We start from the raw sequence: 15,952 nt of genomic DNA, 5'->3' as shown, positions 1-15,952 counted from the left end.
AGAGCGGGAAAGTCTTTCAGGCGTAAGCCTGCCAGCCGAGCACGGCGGCCAGCCCCAGCCCGGCGATCCCGATCCCGATGCGCAGCGGGGTCGCGGGCAGGTGGCGCACGAGGGTCGAGCCGAGCCACGAGCCGCCGAGCGAACCGAGGCAGACGGCGAGCGCGGCGAGCCAGACGACCTTGCCGGTGCAGGCGAACACGATCGCGGCGAGGAAGTTCGCCGATCCGGTGACCAGGTTCTTCGCGGCGTTCGTCCGGGCGAGCGGCTGGCTCCACACCGAGACGAGCAGGGCGAGCATGAGAACACCGGCGGCGGCACCGAAGTAGCCGCCGTAGATGCCGATGAAGAACGCGGCGACGCCGGTGGCGGGCCGGAGGCCGTGGTGTTCGGCGGCTTCGGCCAGGCGGCGCAGGCGCGGGCCCGCCATCAGGACCACGGCGGCGCCGCCGATGAGCCACGGGACGATCGCGGTGAACGCGCCGGAGGGCGTCAGGAGGAGCACGGCTCCGCCGACCGCGCCGCCGACGGTGGTGATGAGGCAGAGCGGGACGATCCGGGCGCGCTGGCCGGCGAGTTCGGGCCGGGCACCGGCGGCGGCCCCGGCGGTGGTGCCGAGCATGGCGACGGTGTTGGTGACGTTGGCGACGACCGGCGGCAACCCGGCGGCCAGCAGCGCCGGGTAGGAGACGAGCGAAGCGAGCCCGGCGATGGCCCCGGTGAGGCCGGCGCCCACGCCGGCGAGCACGAGGAGCAGCAGGGTGGCCGGGTCGGTGATCACGTTGTCATCTCAACACGGCGGGCCGTCCCGGTGCCGGTGAGCTTGCTCCCACCAGCGCGGCCCCGAGGTCCACACAAGACCCGCGGTATAGGTCGTTATACGAATTACCCGGGTCTTGTCCGAAACCGGACGGGATCCGCTCCCGGGCTTGCCCGCGCGCCGCCCGCCGTCCCAGAATCCGCGCTGACAAGGTTGTCAACGGCCCGGGAGGTCACGCATGGGCGAGCTCGACCGGCGGCACGCGCTCGCCCTGTTCGGGGCGGCCGGTGCCGCCGCGTTGCTGGTGAACCTGCCCGGCCGGGCGGACGCGGCCGCGGCGCCGCCCGATCCGGTCGCCGCCACGTACCTGCGGGTGCTGCTGCGGCACACCCGCTGGGCCGAGCAGCAGTTCGACGCGAAAGCCGGGATCTACCCGGCCCGCGACTTCACCTTCGCCGTCGTGCTCGGCAACGCCGTCCTCCTCACCCGCGGCGGCTACGACGCCGAGGTCGCGGGCGTCGGCCAGGACACGCTCAAGGCCCACACCCTGGCCACGCTCCGGCACTTCGCCGCGTCCAACCTGCTCACCGGCGGGACCGAGTGGGGCCGCAAGCTGTTCTTCGACACCACCTTCCAGTCGTACTTCCTGCTCGCCGCCCGTCTGCTGTGGACGGACCTGGACACCGCGACGCGCGCGAACGTCGAGCGCATCGCCACCGAACAGGCCGCGTACACGACGGCGCTCGGCACCGGCGACGACCCGGCGTCCGGCAGCTGGACCCCCAACGGCCTCCGGGGCGGCCACGTCGGCGACACGAAACTGGAAGAAATGGGCGTCTACGCCCAATCCCTCGCCCCGGCGCTGGCCTGGGCGCCGGCCGACCCGCGCGCGCAGGCGTGGCGCGACGCGTTCGGCACCTGGAGCCGCAACGAAGCCGGGCTGCCCGCGGCCGACCTGGCCAACCCGCGGCTCGTCGACGGCCGTCCGGTCAGCGCCAACACCGCCACCAACCTCTACGACACCTTCCTCGTCGAGAACCACGGCTCGTTCGGCCCGCACTACCAGGAAGAGCTCTGGCGCACGTCCGGCCGCAACGCGATGCACTTCCTCGCCGCCGGGACGCCGCTGCCCGAGGTGCTCACCGCCCAGCCGAACGGCGAACTGCTCTGGCGCACCATGCTGCTCATGACCAGCGACGCCGGCGAGCCGCTGATGCCGATGGTCGCCGACCGCGAGCACCTCTACGGCCGCGACGTCATCCCGCTCGCCTTCCGCGCCCAGGTCCTCGGCGACCGCTACGCCGCCTACGCCGAGGCGCAGCTGGCCGGCCGGCTCGAGCCGTACCAGGCTTACCCGCCCGCCGACCGGATCACGAAGTTCTCCGGGGAGCCGAAGTACGAGCCGGAGGCCCGGGCCGAACTCGCCATCAGCTACCTGCTGCACGAGTGGCGGGCGAGCCACGGCGGCCGGGTCACGCCGGTGCGCAAGGACGAGTTCGACGCCCACGCCGCCGGGGTCGCCGACTTCGGGACCGGGCCGGGGCTGCTCGCCCACCGCTCCCCCGCCGCCTGGGCGGGCACCGTGACCAAGCCCGGGTTCGTCAAGTTCGCCTGGCAGCCGCACCACGACGACTGGCTCTTCGTGCTCGGCGGCGCCAACCCCGCGCTGCTGCCCGCGACGAACATCGCCGTGCGCGAACGCCACGCGACGACGTACGAGAAGGTCCGCGACGGCTTCGACGGCACCGTCGGCGTCCTGCGCTTCGACACCGGGTACGCCGCCCTCGCCACCCTGCCCACCGGCGCCGCCGTCTACGCGAGCACCGGCGTCGCCGAGAGCGAAGGCGTCCTGAACGTCTACAACCTCGCCATGCCCGGCGTGCCCGGCCTCGACGGCGACCGCAGCTACACCGCGGCCGAAGGCACCGTGACCGTCAAGGCGCAGGCCGGGCCGGCCGGCGCGCGCACCGACGACGTCACCTTCGCTCCGGTCACCGCGCGGTACGTCCGGATGCTCGGCGTCCAGCCGGACCCGCAGTACGGCTACTCGCTCTGGGCGTTCGAGGTCCGCGACGGCGACGGCCCCGACCTCGCCCGGGCCGCCACGGCGATGGCTTCCTCTGCGGCGGCGGGCAAAGAAGCGAGGTACGCCACCGACGGCGACCCGGCGACGCGCTGGGCGGTGTCCACATCGGACCGGACGCGCGCGGACAGCTGGCTGGCCGTCGACCTCGGCGCCCCCGCGTCCGTCGACCGCGCGCGGCTGAGCTGGGAGGCGGCCGCCGGGCGGAAGTACCGGATCGAAACCTCGCCCGACGGCGTGACCTGGACGGCGGTGGCGACCTACCCGGTCCCGGCGCTGCGCAGCACCGGCGGCCGGCTGGACATCGACGGGCGGGCCGGGATCGTCGTCGACAGCCCGAACCCGCTCACCGTCACCGGCGACCGCGTCACCCTCTCGGACGGCCCCGCCGCGCCCCTGCTCGCGGAGCTGTACCCGGCACCGGCCGGCGCGAAGCCGTCCGGGCGCGTCGCGACCACCGCGCCGGCGGTCCGGGCGAGCGTCACCGACGGCTTCCTCGTGCTGGTCAACCTTTCCGGTACCGCTGCCGCGGGCACCGCGGAGCTCCCGCAGAACCGGCCGGAGAAGCGGCTCTACCACGGGGAACAGGTCCTCACGACGACCGGGACCACGTTCACGCTGGACCTCGCGGCCGCCGAAGGCCGCGTCGAACCCCCGCGGTTCACCGTGCGCGGCCCGGCCGGGCTGAAGGCGGTCGTGCGCGACGCGAGCCGCGTCGACCTCACCGCGCCGGGGCCGCTGCCGTCGGTCGTCACGGTGACGCCGGACGGCGGCCGCGCGCGGCCGGTGGTGCTGCCACCCCGCCGGACGGTGCCCGTCGTGTTCGGCGAGGTCCGGCCCCACCCCCTGGCCGACCTCGCGCTCGGCGCCCGCGCCTTCCCCGCCGAACCGCTGCCGCCCGGGATGTCGAGCCCGGCCGCCGCGGTCGACGACGACCCGGCGACCGCGTGGCGGCCCGGCCCCGGCGGCCGGCTGGTCGTCGATCTCGGCGCGGTGACCGCGGTTTCCCGGGTCGAGCTGGCCTGGACGCCCGGGCGCGTGCCCGCCGCCACGGTGGAAACCAGCACCGACGGCGTCACCTACACCACCGCGGGCCCGGCGGGCCGTGACCGCACCGCCACCGTGAAGATCACCGGGCCGGCCCGGTACGTCGCCGTCCGGACGGACTGGCGCGGCGGCGACGCGGGCCTCACGCGGTTGTCCGGGTGGACTTGATCGATTTCGGACCGGTCGCGGCGGGGCCCGGGGCGAGTACCTTGGCACCACAGGACTTGCCACCCCCGGCTCGGGAGGACGGATGCGCGTCACGATCGCCGAGGTCGCCCGCCGCGCGCGGGTGAGCAAGACGACCGTGTCCAGGGTCCTCAACAACAAAGCCGATGTGGACGCCGCGACCGCGATCCGGGTGCGCGAGGTGATCGCCGCGACCGGGTACATCCCCAGCGCCGGCGCGGTCGGCCTGGCCCGCGGCGTGACCCGCACGGTCGGGATGCTCGTGCCGGGACTGACCTGGCCGTGGATGGGTGAAGTGCTGCAGGGCGTCGCCGACGTCGTGGAGTCGAAGGGCTACGGCCTGCTGCTGTCCACCGCCAACCGCGGCGCCGAATCCCTGGACGAGTTCTCGCGGCAGGTGTCGGCGAAGGCGTTCGACGGCCTGCTGCTCATCGAACCGCCGGACGCAGTGCGCCACCTGCGCGTCCTGCACGACTCCGGGCTGCCGGTGGTGGTGATCGACGACCGCGGCCGCCGTCCCGCGTTCCCCTCGGTGGGCACGGACAACCGCCACGGCGGCGCGGTGGCGGCCCGCCACCTGCTCGCCACCGGCCGCACCCGGCTGGCCACGGTCACCGGGCCGCGCGACTTCGGCTGCACCGCCGACCGCCTCAACGGGTTCAACGAAGCCGTCCTCGACGCCGGGCTGACGCTCGACTCCCGGCTGATCATCGAAGGCGACTTCACGAGCGAAAGCGGCGAAGCCGCGATCCTCCAGCTGCTGGCGTCGGGCCCGGAGTTCGACGCGGTGTTCGCGCACAACGACCTCACCGCGGCCGGCGTGCTGGCCGGGCTGCGCAAGTCCGGGCGCGCGGTGCCGGGGGACGTCGCCGTGGTCGGCTTCGACGACATCCCCCTGGCCGCGCACACCCAGCCGCCGCTGACGACGATCCGCCAGCCGCTGCGGGCCATGGGCGAGACGGCGGCCCGGCAGCTGCTCGCGCAGCTCGCCGGGGCGCCGCCGCCGGGACGGCCGCTGATCGTCCCGACCGCACTGGTGGTCCGGGAATCGACTCAGGAAACGGTCAGCGCGCCCGACAGGGGCACGTTCCGCGACGAGTCGCCGACGTAGACGCGGTACTGCCCCGCATTCGCCGTCCACGAACCGGTCCAGTGCGCCAGGTCCCGCGGGGTGAGCGGGAACGACACGGCCTGGCTCTGCCCGGGGTTCAGCTGGACCTTCTTGAACCCTTTCAGCTGCTTGGGCGGCTCCCCGTTGCCGGCGGGCTGCCCGACGTAGAGCTGGACGACGTCGGCGCCGGCCCGCGTGCCGGTGTTGGTCACCGTCGCCGTCACGGTGGCGGTGCCGTTGGTCCCCTGCGGCGTGACGACCAGGTTCGAGAACCCGAACGTCGTGTACGACAGGCCGAAGCCGAACGGGAACAGCGGGTCGACGTTGCGGCTGTCGTACCAGCGGTAGCCGACGTTGAGCCCTTCTGAGTACTCGATCCGGTCGTTCGCGCCCGGGAACTGCTGGACGTTCGCCGTCGGCAGGTCGGCGAGCTGCTTCGGGAAGCTGACCGGCAGCTTGCCCGAGGGGTTGACGTCGCCGTAGAGCAGCGACGCGATCGCGTTGCCGTTCTCCTGGCCCGGGTACCAGCCCTCGATCACCGCGGCGACCTTGCCCAGCCACGGCATGGTCACCGCCGAGCCGGTGTTGAGCACGACGACCGTGCGCGGGTTGGCCGAGGCCACGGCGTCGATCAGGTCGTTCTGCTGGTGCTGCAGATCGATCGTCTCGAGGTCCTCGGTCTCGGACTCGCCGTAGCCGGCGAACACGATGGCGACGTCCGCGGTGCGCGCCTGGGCCACCGCGGCCGGGATGTTCGGCGTCTGGACGTGCTCACCCGCGCCGTCCACATAGGACACCGTGACGCCGGACCCGGCCCGTGCCCTGATCCCGTCGATCGGGTTCACCGACGCCGGTGACGGGTTCACCTTGGCGCTGCCGCCGCCGATGTTCTGCGGGTCGATCCCGTCGCCGCCGGAGAGCGCGATCGATTTCGTCGAAGCGGTCAGCGGCAGGACGCCGGTGTTCTTCAGCAGCACCGACCCGGCCGCGGCGACGTCCCGCGCGGTCGTCACGTTGGCCGCGTTCGTCACGACCGACTGGGGTGTCCCCCGCCGGGCCCGGTCGAAGACGCCGAACCGGAACATCTGCGTGAGCACCCGCCGGACCATGTCGTCGACGCGCGCCTGCGTGACCTCGCCGCGCGAAACGGCGTCGAGCAGGCCCTGGCCGAAGAACGCACCGCCGGGCATCTCCATGTCCAGCCCGCCGTTGGCCAGCTGCCGCGGGCCGCCGGTCGCCGAACCCCAGTCGGAGCCGACGAAGCCGCCCCAGTTCGCGTCCTGCTTGATCGCCGTGGTGAGCACGCCGCTGTTCTGGCACGCGGGAACGCCGTTGATCTGGTTGTAGGCGCACATCATCGACGCGACCTGGCCCTGGCTCGCCACCTGCTGGAACGCCGGCAGGTACAGCTCGTGCAGGGTCCGGTCGTCGACGATGACGTTGTCCGACGGCGTGCCGCGCGACGCCCCGGCCTCGACGTTGTAGGCGGCCGCGTGCTTGGCCTGCGCCAGCACGCCCTGGCTCTGGATGCCCTGGATCGTCGCGGTCCCGGCCGCCCCGGCGAGGTACGGGTCCTCGGCGTAGGTCTCGAAGTTCCGGCCCCACCGCGGGTCCCGGACCAGGTTGATCGTCGGGCCGAGCGCGATGTCGACGCCCTTCCCGGCGAACTCGGCACCCATCGCCGTGCCGTACCGGTTCAGCAGGCCGGTGTCCCAGGTCGCGGCGGCCGTCACCGGCGCCGGGAACTGGGTGACGCCGTCGAGGCCGTCGCCGACCCCGGCCGGCCCGTCCTGCAGGCCGAGCGCCGGGATGCACAGCTCGGGCACGGCGTCGGTGTTGCCGATGTACGGCCCGGTGGCCCCGTTGCCGTGCAGCACCTTCACTTTCTGCTGCGGGGTCATCGCGGCCATCAGCTGGGTGACGCGGTCGGCGACCGGTGCGGTGGAGCCGACCCACGGGCACCCGGCCGGCGGCGGTGCGCTGTCGGACGTGTGCACCGCGAACTCCCACAGCGAGACGCCCCACTGCGTGGCTCGCGCGGTGGCGTTCACCCGGACGTACCGCGCCGTGCCCGAAACGGCCGGGTGTTCGGTGCCGCCCGCCCCGGTGACGGTCGCCGCCGTCGTCCACGACGTCCCGTTGGTGGACAGCTGGACCGTGTACGCGCTCGCGTAGGCCGCCTCCCAGGTCAGATCGACGCCGCAGACCGCCCGCGCGCTGCCGAGGTCGACCTGCAGCCACTGCGGGTCGGCGGCCAGGCTCGACCACCGGGTCCCGGTGTCGCCGTCGACGGCCGCGCTCGCTCCGAACGCGTCCGACTGGACGCTCGACGCGGTCGCGGGCTGGCGCAGGCCTGCGTTCGCACTGCCGCACGCCTGGGCCGAGCCGTCGCCGAAGACCTGGAACTCCCACAGCGACACGCCCCACTGGGTCGCGCGCTGGGTGGTGGTCAGCCGGACGTAGCGGCCGCTGCCCGACACCGGCAGCGTCTGGGTGCCGCCGGTGCCGGTCGTGGTCGAGTACACGGTGGTCCACTGGCCGCCATCCGCGGAGGCCTGGATCGTGAACGCCTTGGCGTAGGCCGCCTCCCACTGGAGGACGACCTGGTTCAAGGTGTGTGCCGAGCCGAGGTCGACCTGCAGCGTCTGCGGGTCGGCGGCGAGGCTGGACCAGCGCGTGCCCGGGTCGCCGTCGACCGCCGCGCTCGCCGGGAAGGCGGCGTTCTCGGTGGAGGACGCGGTCACGGCGTGCCCTTGCGAGAGCAGCGCGGGGGCCGCCTGGGCGGCGAGCGGTGGGACGGCGAGCAGGCCCGCCGTCACCACCGCGGCGAGGACGAGCCGCCTCACTGGTAGACCCGCACGTAGTCGATCACCATGTCCTGCGGGAGCACGGTGCCCGCGCCCGGCGGGCCGGGGAAGTCCCCGCCGATGGCGTTGTTGAGGATCAGGAAGAACGGGTGGTCGTACACCCACGGGCCCCGCGTGCTCTCGACCGTGTCGCGGTTGATCGTCTCGAAGGCGTTTCCGTCGACGTAAAAGGTCATGTGCGAGGCGTCCCAGTCGAGCCCGAACTTGTGGAACCCGGCGGCGACGTCCTGCCCGAGGTCGAGGGGTGCGCCGATGCCGCCCGCACCGTTGTACGCCGGGGCGTGGATGGTCGAGTAGGCCAGGTTCGGCGACTTCCCGACGTGCTCCATGATGTCGATCTCGCCGCAGTTGGGCCACGGTGTGCCGCTGAAGAAGTTGGCGCCCAGCAACCAGAACGCGGGCCACAGCCCCTGCGTGCCGGACACCTTGATGTTGGCCTCGACGTGGCCGTAGGTGAAGCTGAACTTGCCGGCGGTGTTGATCCGGCCGGAGGTGTACTGGCAGGTGCCGCTGCCGCTGACCGGGTCGACCGGGCAGGCGCTGCCCGGCGTGGCTTCGCGGCGGACCTGGATGACGAGGTTCCCGCGGCCGTCCTGCTTGGCGTTGTTGTTGTTCGTGTAGTACTCGAGCTCGTTGTTGACGCCCGCGCCGGTCTCGGCGGTCCACTTGCTCGCGTCCGGGTTCGCGCCCGCGGCCCCGTTGAACTCGTCGCTCCAGACCAGCGTGCCCGGGAAGTGCGGAGCGGGCGGCGCGGGCGGCGGGGTCGTCGGGTTGCCGCCGGTGCCGTAGACGTCGAAGCCCCACAGCGAGTAGCCGTAGCCGTTCGAGCGGGCGGTGCCGTACATCCGGACGTACCGGCCGGACCCGTTGACGGTCAGGGTTTCCTTGAAGCCCTTGCCGCTGGTGGTCGAGTAGAGCGAGGTCCAGTTCGCGTTGTCGTTCGACACCTGGATCTGGTAGGCGACGGCGTAGGCCGGATCCCACTGCAGGACGACCTGGTGGATCGCGGCGGCGGCCCCGAGGTCGACGGTGATCCAGCCGGGGTCGACCCAGCCGGTGGTGGCGCTCGTCGCCCAGCGCGTGGCGGGGTCGTGGTCGAACGCCTTCGCCGGGAGGCACCCGGGGCAGGCGCCGTCGTCCTGGTAGGAGGACGCCGTGCCGGACTTGCCGTAGGACAGCAGGGCATCGCCGGGCTGGGTGGTGCCGCCCCCGCCGTAGACCTGGAACTCCCAGAGCGAGTAGCCGTACTGGGTGGCCCGCTGGGTCCCGGTGAGCCGCACGTACCGGCCGCTGCCGGTGACGTTCAGGGTCTGGCTGCCACCGGTCGCGGTGGTGGTCGAGTAGAGGGACGTCCAGGTGGCGCCGTCGGCGGAGGCCTGGATCGTGAAGGCCTTGGCGTACGCGGCTTCCCAGGTGAGGACGACCTGGGACAGCTGCTGGGTGGAGCCGAGGTCGACCTGGAGCCATTGGGGGTCGCCGAAGGCGCTGGACCACCGGGTACCGGCGTCACCGTCGACGGCGGCCGACGCGGGGAAGGCGCCGGATTCGGTGGAAGACGCCGTGACGGGGCGGCCTTGGGAGAGCAGAACGGGAGCGGCCTGGGCAGCCGGCGCGGTGAAGAGGGCGACGAGGGTGAGCGCGAGGACGGCGAGGGCGGTCCAGCGAGCCCCGACCCACCGGCGCCCGGTCCGGAGCGAGCCGGCCCGGCGGGCTCCGGTCCGACCGGCCCCGGTCCAGTCTGCCCCGGTCCAGCCTGTTCCGGCCGAGCGCCGGGCGGTGAACCGGCGGGTCCCGGTCCAGCCAGTTCCGGCCCGGCGGCCGGCAGTCCGGTTGGCCCGAGACCGGCGGCCCTCAGTTCCCTCGGTTCCGGCCGGGCCGTCGACGGGCCGGACCGGGCCACTCCAGTCGGCCGCCGGCCGGGGCGAACCACCACCCCCGTCGGCAGCCGGTCGAGGCGAACCACCACCCTCGTCGGCCGCCGGCCGGGGCGAACCGCCGCCCCAGCGAGCCCCCAGCCAACGAACCCCGGTCCGGCGGGATCCGGTCCAGCTTCCCCCGGCCCACCAGCCGGCGGGCCGGAGCGGGCCGGCCCGGCGGGCGGTGCGCGACACCACCCCACCCATCCGGGCGGATCTCGTTCCTCCCCCGGCGGCTGCGGACGGAGTGGTCTTCGGCGTGCGGCGTTGCATGGGCACCTCCACGGCGAACCGGCGCCGGGGCGGCCTTGCCCCGGCGCGGATCGGCTCACGTGGCCCTCGGCGCGGGTGTGGGTCCCGGCCGTCGGCACGCTCTTAGTTCAGGATATAAATAAAGAGCCGTAAAATGTCAACTTCCCTGCGCCGGACGGTCGCGGACCACGGCCGGGACTGGTCCGGGAGAACGAATCCGCGCCGGATCCTTGACTCCGCCGAACCCCGCGGTGTTGACTTCGACCCGCTGGAACCGGTTCCGTGACCGCCACCCGGATCGGTTCTCCGCGTCACGAACACCCTCGGGCTGACCGGTTCGCGCCGTCGCACCCACCCTGGTACCGCTCCTCCGGCTCACGGTGCCGGCGGGTGCCGGGGCGCGAACCCGCCGCACCACCCGACGCCGGCGCGAGCTGTGGGGCTCGCCCGGTCCCCTTCGCACGTCCTCCCCCGATCAGCAGGCAGGCCGATGAGATCAACGACGTTCTCCCCCGTACACCGCCTCCTCGTCATCGCCACCACCTTCGTCACCGCGGTCACCACCGCGGCGGTGGTCGGCGCCGCGCCGGCCCAGGCCGCCGCGTGCGGGACGACCAACCTCGCCCAAGGCCGCATCGCGACCGCGTCGTCCGCCGAAAACGGCGGCACCCCCGCGTCCGCCGCGGTCGACGGCAACGCCGGCACGCGCTGGTCCAGCGCGTTCAGCGACCCGCAGTGGCTCCAGGTCGACCTGGGCTCCGCCCAGCAGCTCTGCGACGTGGCGCTCACCTGGGAAGCCGCGTACGCGAAAGCGTTCAGCGTGCAGCTCTCGAGCAACGGCACGAGCTGGACCGACGCGTACACGACGACCACCGGCACCGGCGGCACGCAGACCGTGCCCGTCACCGGCACCGCCCGCTACCTGCGGGTCTACGGCACCCAGCGGGCGACCGGCTACGGCTACTCCCTGTGGGAAGTGGCCGTGCACGGCACCGGCGGCGGCACCACGATCCCGCCGACCGACCCGCGCAACCCCGACCTCGGGCCGAACGTCTCGGTGTTCGACCCGTCGACGCCGGCCGCGACGATCCAGAACCGGTTGACGCAGCTGGCGAACCAGCAGCACACCAACCAGTTCGGCAACGAGCGCTACGCCGTGCTGTTCAAGCCCGGCAGCTACAACGCCGACGTCAACCTCGGCTTCTACGAACAGGTGGCGGGCCTCGGCCTCTCTCCCGACGATGTCAACCTCAACGGCCACGTCCGCGTCGAGGCGGATTGGCTGCAGCAGGGCGACAACCCGAACAACAAGGGCAACGCGACCCAGAACTTCTGGCGCTCCGCCGAGAACCTCTCGGTGACGCTGCCCGCCGGGCAGGTCGAGCGCTGGGCCGTCGCGCAGGCGGCGCCGTACCGCCGGATGCACCTCAAGGGCAGCCAGATCCAGCTGTGGAACGGCGGCGACGGCTGGGCCAGCGGCGGCCTGATCGCCGACAGCAAGATCGACGGCGTCGCCGTTTCCGGGTCGCAGCAGCAGTTCCTCACCCGCAACAGCGAGCTCGGCGGCTGGCAGGGCGGCGTCTGGAACATGGTGTTCGTCGGTTCCACCGGCACTCCGCCGGCGTCGTTCCCGAACCCGCCCGAAACGGTCGTCGGCCAGACGCCGGTGATCCGCGAGAAGCCGTTCCTCTACGTCGACGGCTCGGGCAGCTACAACGTGTTCGTCCCGGCGCTGCGGCAGAACTCGCAGGGCACGAGCTGGGGCCACGGCGCGCCGGCCGGGCAGTCGATCTCGCTGAGCGAGTTCTACGTCGCACACCCGTCGGACTCGGCGGCAACCATCAACGCCGCCCTCGCCGCGGGCAAGAACCTGCTCGTGACGCCCGGTGTGTACCACCTCGACCAGGCGCTGAACGTCACCCGCCCGGACACCGTGGTGCTCGGCCTCGGCCTGGCGACGTTGATGCCCACCAACGGGAACGCGGCCATCACGACGTCCGATGTGGACGGTGTGAAGATCGCGGGCCTGCTCGTCGACGCGGGCGCGGTGAACTCACCGGTGCTCGTGCAGGTCGGCCAGCCGGGGTCGAACGCCAACCACGCGGCCGACCCGACGTCGCTGCACGACGTGTTCTTCCGGATCGGCGGCGCGGCCGTCGGCAAGGCCACGCAGACGCTGGTGGTCAACTCGAACAACGTCATCGGCGACCACATGTGGCTGTGGCGCGGCGACCACTCGAACGGCGTCGGCTGGAACGTCAACACCGCGGCCAACGGCCTCGTCGTCAACGGTGCGAACGTGACGATGTACGGCCTGTTCGTCGAGCACTACCAGCAGTACGAGGTGCTCTGGAACGGCAACGGCGGGCGGACGTACTTCTTCCAGAACGAAATGCCGTACGACCCGCCGGACCAGGCGTCCTGGACCAGCGGCGGCGGCCGGCAGGGCTGGGCGGCGTACAAGGTGGCCGATTCGGTGACCAGCCACGAAGGCTGGGGCCTGGGCAGCTACTGCTTCTTCAACACCAATCCGTCCATTGTGGCCAGTCACTCCTTCGAGGTGCCGAACAACAGCGGGGTCCGGTTCCACAACCTCGTTTCGGTCTCACTCGGCGGCGTCGGCACGATCGCGCACGTCATCAACGATTCGGGTGACGCCGCGAACACCGGGCACCAGGTGAGCCCGCTGGTCAGCTACCCGTAGGACGGCGGCGACGTACGCGTCCGGGCGGACCAGCCAGGCTTCGCCCGGACGCGCACCCAGCGCCCCGCCCACCGGGATCTCCACCGCCCGTGTCCCTTCGGCTCGCACGCCGGGGGTCGTCAGGACGACGAAACCGCGGCGGGACAGGTCACGCAACCGTCCATTTTCGACGGTGACGTCCGGCAGCAGTACCCCCGGCCCCGGCGGCGGCAGCGTCCCCCGCCGGGGCCGTCCGGCGTGCGGGCGCGCCGGATCGGGCGTGGTCAACGGCGAATCCGCGTACCAGAACGGTTCGGCGAGCCGGCCCGAGTCGACTTGCTCGTGCACCGCCGGGTCGGTGGCGGCGCGGGTGAGGACGTCCAGGCGGCGCGCGCGCTGCCCGTCGTCCTGCGGCACCAGGAAATCCATGGTCGCGGTCGTGACCGCCGCGTTCTCGACGGCCGCCGCGTGGCGCTCGGTGTGGTAGCTCTCCAGCAGCTCCTCTTCGGCGTGGCCGCGCAGGACCCAGGCGAGCTTCCAGGCCGCGTTCTCCGCGTCGGCGACGCCGGAGTTGAGCCCGCGCGCCCCGAACGGCGCGACCAGGTGCGCGCAGTCGCCGGCCAGCAGCACGCGGCCGACGCGCATCCGGTCGACGAGCCGCGTGTGGAAGCGGTACACCGAGCGCCAGACGACCTCGTACGGCCGGTCGCCGATGATCGCCCGGATCCGGTGGTCGAGGGCGCCGCCGGTCTCCTCGGCCGCGAGGTCGTAGTCGTCGGGGACCTGCCAGTCGATGCGGAACTGCGAACCCGGGCACGGGTGGATGAGCACCTGGCGGCCCGGGTTCCACGGCGGGTCGAAGTGGAACCGGCGCTCGGCCGCCCAGCCCGGCAGGTCGGCGCGGATGTCGCAGATCAGGAACAGGTCGCGGAAGGAGAACCCGGCCAGCTGCTGCCCGAGGGCCCGCCGCACGGTGTCTCCCCGCGAGCCCGCGCACGCGATCGCGTAGTCGGCCTCGATCCGGCGCGGCCCGTCCTGAGTTTCGCACTGGATTTCGACGCACCCGGGCTGGGTGACGCCGGTGACGCGGTGCCCGCGCCGGACGTCGATCAGCGGCTGCTCGGCGATCAGCGCGTCGAGGACTTCCTCGACGCGCGCTTGCGAGATGTTGACGAACGGCGGGAGCGCGGACCCGCCGTCGGGCAGCTTCAGCGAGAACAGCTCGGTCTCGCGGTGGAACGTCCGGGCGGTCGTCCAGGTGAGCCCTTCCTCGGCGAGACACCCCGCGCCGAGCGACGCCCAGACGTCCAACGTGTCCCGTTGCTGGCATATCGCCTTGGACCCCACGGGGTCGCGCACCTCGTGCTCGTCGACGAGCACCACCGGTACACCCCAGCGCGCGAGCAGCAGCGCGGCCGTCTGACCGACCGGGCCGCCACCGAGGACGGCAACTGTCATCGGTCTAGCCCTGGAGCTGGTCCCAGACTTCGCGGTCGCGTTCGGCGGTCCACACCACCGGCCGTTCGATGCCGCCGAGCTCGTCCCAGAGCCGCGAGACGTCGAAGGGCAGGCAGTGCTCGAAGATCGGCCAGTGCCCGTACTGGTCGTTCAGGGCCGCGTGGGTGCGCTCGAAGGCGTCCTTGAGCGTGCCGCCGGCGTCGCGAACCGCGCCGACCTCACGGATCATGGTGCGCAGGAAGTGCCGGGTCTGCGCGACGGCGGCCTCGACGGCGTCCCGGCCCCGGCTCACCCCACCGCGGCCGCCGATCAGCGTCTCCGCGCCGAACTCGCCGACGCGGTCCAAAGTGGACGAAGCCCAGTCCCGGTGGAACGCGTCCCCGGTGTACAGCGCGGCTTCGGCTTCGACGAGGTCACCGGCGTAGAGGATCTTCTGCCGCGGCAGCCAGGCGACGATGTCGCCTTCGGTGTGCCCACGCCCGCAGTACTGGAGGACGAGATCGCCGCGCTCGCCACCGAGGTCGATGGTGAGCCGGTCGGAGAAGGTCAGCGTCGGCCAGGTAAGGCCGGGGACGGAGTCCGCGCCTTTGGCCAGCCGCGGCATCCGCCCGAACTCACTGGCCCAGTCCTCCTTCCCGCGCTCGGCGACCAGCGCCCGGGTGTTCTCGTGCGCGACGATGACTTCGGCGTCGAACGCGGAGGCGCCGAGCACGCGCACGGCGTGGTAGTGGCTCAGCACCAGGTAGCGCACGGGCTTGTCGGTGTGTTCCCGCAGCTTGGCGAGCCACTCACGGGCCGCGACAGGAGTGGCCAGCGCCTCGAAGCAGACGAGGAAGTCCTCGCCCTCGATGGCACCGATGTTGGGGTCGCCCTCGGCGGTCAGCGCGTAGACCCCGTCGTCCAGGACTTCCAGGGTCTGCGCTTTCTCCGCCAGGTCGGCCGAAGAGGCGAAAGCTTTCTTCGTCACGGCTCGGGCTCCTTGATCGTCAAAGGATTGACTATCTCTCGGCCAGGCTAGCCCGCCAGGCCGCCGCACGGAACCCCCGCGTCGCCTAACCTTGGCCGCATGACCGACCGACCGGCCGACCTCGACTACCTCTCGTTCGTCGACTACGCGATCGGGAAGACGCAGGCCGAGCTCCCCGCAACCGACCCGGTGGCCATGCGCCTCGGCCTGACCCTCCACCGCCTCGCCGGAGCCCTGGTCTACGACTGGGAGTCGACGGTCCACCGCCCCCGCGGCTGGAGCTGGGGAGGGTTCCGGGTGCTGTTCGTGCTGTGGCTGGCCGGCCCCCTGGAGTCCCGCCACGTGGCCCGCCTGGCGGGCATGAGCCGAGCGGCGGTGTCGGCACTGGTCAAGACCCTGGAGCGCGACGGCTTGGTGACGCGCGCGGCGGTCCCCCGCGACCGCCGCGCGGTCGAGCTGGACCTGACGAAGGAGGGCCGCGCATCGGTGGCGGAGGCGTACCAGGAGCACAACGCCCGCGAGCAGGCGTGGTCGGCTTCGCTCACACCGGAGGAGCGAACGGTGTTGATCGGGTTGCTCGAGAAGCTGACGACAGGCCCGGCAGCAGCGGCGGCCCAGCGACTGA

9 protein-coding genes are annotated in these 15,952 nt (G+C 72.7%); 4 read left to right on the top strand and 5 right to left on the bottom strand.

What is annotated here, in order from left to right; translation table 11 throughout:
- Positions 1 to 16: 16 nt before the first annotated feature.
- Positions 17 to 778, bottom strand: a complete 762-nt coding sequence (locus ACLJQM_RS19010; protein ID WP_247023872.1) for a sulfite exporter TauE/SafE family protein — start codon at positions 776 to 778, stop codon at positions 17 to 19.
- Between the two features lie 217 nt (positions 779 to 995).
- Here ACLJQM_RS19010 and ACLJQM_RS19005 point away from each other — a divergent pair, with 217 nt between their 5' ends.
- Entirely contained in the window at positions 996 to 4,055 is a 3,060-nt protein-coding gene (locus ACLJQM_RS19005) for a discoidin domain-containing protein (RefSeq protein ID WP_410632200.1), read from the top strand.
- An 82-nt stretch (positions 4,056 to 4,137) separates the two neighbouring features.
- A complete protein-coding gene (locus ACLJQM_RS19000) occupies positions 4,138 to 5,184 on the top strand; it encodes a LacI family DNA-binding transcriptional regulator (protein ID WP_360780355.1) in 1,047 nt (348 codons plus the stop codon).
- Here ACLJQM_RS19000 and ACLJQM_RS18995 read toward each other — a convergent pair.
- Both ACLJQM_RS18995 and ACLJQM_RS18990 read right to left on the bottom strand, forming a co-directional pair.
- Positions 5,127 to 8,030, bottom strand: a complete 2,904-nt coding sequence (locus tag ACLJQM_RS18995; RefSeq protein WP_410632199.1) for a glycoside hydrolase family 3 C-terminal domain-containing protein — start codon at positions 8,028 to 8,030, stop codon at positions 5,127 to 5,129. The genes ACLJQM_RS19000 and ACLJQM_RS18995 overlap by 58 nt on opposite strands.
- Positions 8,027 to 10,162: a discoidin domain-containing protein gene (locus tag ACLJQM_RS18990; protein WP_410632198.1), complete on the bottom strand. Its 2,136-nt coding sequence runs from the start codon at positions 10,160 to 10,162 to the stop codon at positions 8,027 to 8,029. The genes ACLJQM_RS18995 and ACLJQM_RS18990 overlap by 4 nt, the downstream gene beginning before the upstream one ends.
- Positions 10,163 to 10,709: 547 nt before the next feature.
- Between ACLJQM_RS18990 and ACLJQM_RS18985 the strand changes: the two genes are divergently transcribed.
- A complete protein-coding gene (locus tag ACLJQM_RS18985; RefSeq protein WP_410632197.1) occupies positions 10,710 to 12,923 on the top strand; it encodes a discoidin domain-containing protein in 2,214 nt (737 codons plus the stop codon).
- Here the strand turns inward: ACLJQM_RS18985 and ACLJQM_RS18980 are convergent.
- Entirely contained in the window at positions 12,825 to 14,360 is a 1,536-nt protein-coding gene (locus ACLJQM_RS18980; RefSeq protein ID WP_410632196.1) for an FAD-dependent monooxygenase, read from the bottom strand. The genes ACLJQM_RS18985 and ACLJQM_RS18980 overlap by 99 nt on opposite strands.
- A 4-nt stretch (positions 14,361 to 14,364) precedes the next feature.
- Complete coding sequence (locus ACLJQM_RS18975; protein ID WP_360780340.1) at positions 14,365 to 15,327, bottom strand: MBL fold metallo-hydrolase; 963 nt, start codon at positions 15,325 to 15,327, stop codon at positions 14,365 to 14,367.
- 99 nt (positions 15,328 to 15,426) lie between these two features.
- Between ACLJQM_RS18975 and ACLJQM_RS18970 the strand changes: the two genes are divergently transcribed.
- Positions 15,427 to 15,952, top strand: a 526-nt coding sequence (locus ACLJQM_RS18970; protein ID WP_410632195.1) for a MarR family winged helix-turn-helix transcriptional regulator, incomplete at its 3' end; no start/stop codon positions are given.

Source organism: Amycolatopsis sp. cmx-4-83 (genome assembly GCF_046548815.1).
Lineage (GTDB): Bacteria > Actinomycetota > Actinomycetes > Mycobacteriales > Pseudonocardiaceae > Amycolatopsis > Amycolatopsis pretoriensis_A.
Note: the sequence above shows the minus strand (reverse complement) of the source record. Positions and strands in the feature narration are given on the sequence as shown.

Excerpts from the sequence above, each read along its gene's own strand:
- ACLJQM_RS19005 (WP_410632200.1), top strand. The coding sequence starts at position 996 with ATGGGCGAGCTCGACCGGCGGCACGCGCTCGCCCTGTTCGGGGCGGCC.
- ACLJQM_RS19000 (WP_360780355.1), top strand. The coding sequence starts at position 4,138 with ATGCGCGTCACGATCGCCGAGGTCGCCCGCCGCGCGCGGGTGAGCAAG.
- ACLJQM_RS18985 (WP_410632197.1), top strand. The coding sequence starts at position 10,710 with ATGAGATCAACGACGTTCTCCCCCGTACACCGCCTCCTCGTCATCGCC.
- ACLJQM_RS18980 (WP_410632196.1), bottom strand. The coding sequence starts at position 14,360 with ATGACAGTTGCCGTCCTCGGTGGCGGCCCGGTCGGTCAGACGGCCGCG.